The following is a 1,156-nucleotide window of genomic DNA, read 5'->3' on the forward strand; positions in this document are numbered from 1 at the left end:
AGGAAGCGCTGATGAGAGGAATTGAACCGGGCGATACCGCCTTTCTGCTCGCCTGTACGGCGCTCGTCCTCATGATGACGCCGGCGCTGGCGCTGTTCTACGGGGGGCTGGTTCGGGAACGGAACGTTCTGTCGGTGATGATCCAGAACTTCGTCTGTATCGGCGTGGTCGGCATCATCTGGGTGTTCGGCGGCTTCAGCCTGGCGTTTGGCCCATCGATCGGCGGTTTTATCGGTGACGTCCGTACTTATTTCGGGATGCATGGCATCGGTGTTGCGGCCGATCCCACCTATGCCGCCAACGTGCCGTTCATCCTGGTGTTCGGTTACCAGATGATGTTCGCGATCATCACGCCGGCGCTGATGACCGGGGCTTTCGTCGGGCGCATGCGGTTCGGCCCGTTCCTCTGGTTCGTCGCGCTGTGGACGATCTTCGTCTATCTGCCGGTGGCCCACTGGATCTGGGGTGGCGGGTTCCTCTCGCAGCTGGGCGTCGTCGATTTTGCTGGTGGGATCGTGATCCATGCCTCAGCCGGCGCATCGGCGCTGGTGACCGCCATCTATCTTGGGCGGCGGCCAACGGGAGATAGCGGGCCGATTCCGGCGAGCCTGCCGTTGGTTGCTCTTGGTGCCGGCCTGTTATGGTTCGGATGGTTCGGCTTCAACGCAGGCGGCGCTTATGCTGCCGATGGCCTTGCGGCTTATGCCTTCACCAACACCATGCTCGCCGGATCGATGGCGATGCTGGTGTGGATGTTCTGGGAATGGCGCGATGCGGGGCATCCGACATTCTCGGGTGTGCTGGTCGGATCAGTGACGGGTCTGGCCACGATCACCCCCGCATCGGGATATGTGGAGCCGATGTCGGCGCTGCTGATCGGCGCGATCGGCGCGACCTGTTGTTATTTCGCCAAGTACATCCAGTCGTGGCTGAAGGCGGAGGATACGCTGGAGGTGTTCCGCGCGCACGGCATCGGCGGCATCACCGGATCGCTGTTGATCGGCGTGCTGGCAAGCCCGGCGATCAACGCCGTGGCGGCAGGGGGCCGGCAGTTGTCGGTCCAGGCGATCGCGGTGGCGATCGTCGTCATCTACGCCGTCATCATCACCACCATCATCCTGTTCCTGCTCGACAAGCTGAGCAAGCTGCGCGTGCC

At 62.9% G+C, this 1,156-nt stretch carries 1 protein-coding gene; it reads left to right on the plus strand.

Annotated features, from left to right (window positions below; translation table 11 throughout):
* Positions 1 to 11: 11 nt before the first annotated feature.
* Positions 12 to 1,156: ammonium transporter (locus CA236_RS18575; protein WP_164519004.1), on the plus strand; the 1,145-nt coding region annotated here is incomplete at its 3' end.

The organism is Sphingomonas sp. ABOLG, assembly GCF_003950435.1.
Lineage (GTDB): Bacteria > Pseudomonadota > Alphaproteobacteria > Sphingomonadales > Sphingomonadaceae > Sphingomonas > Sphingomonas panaciterrae.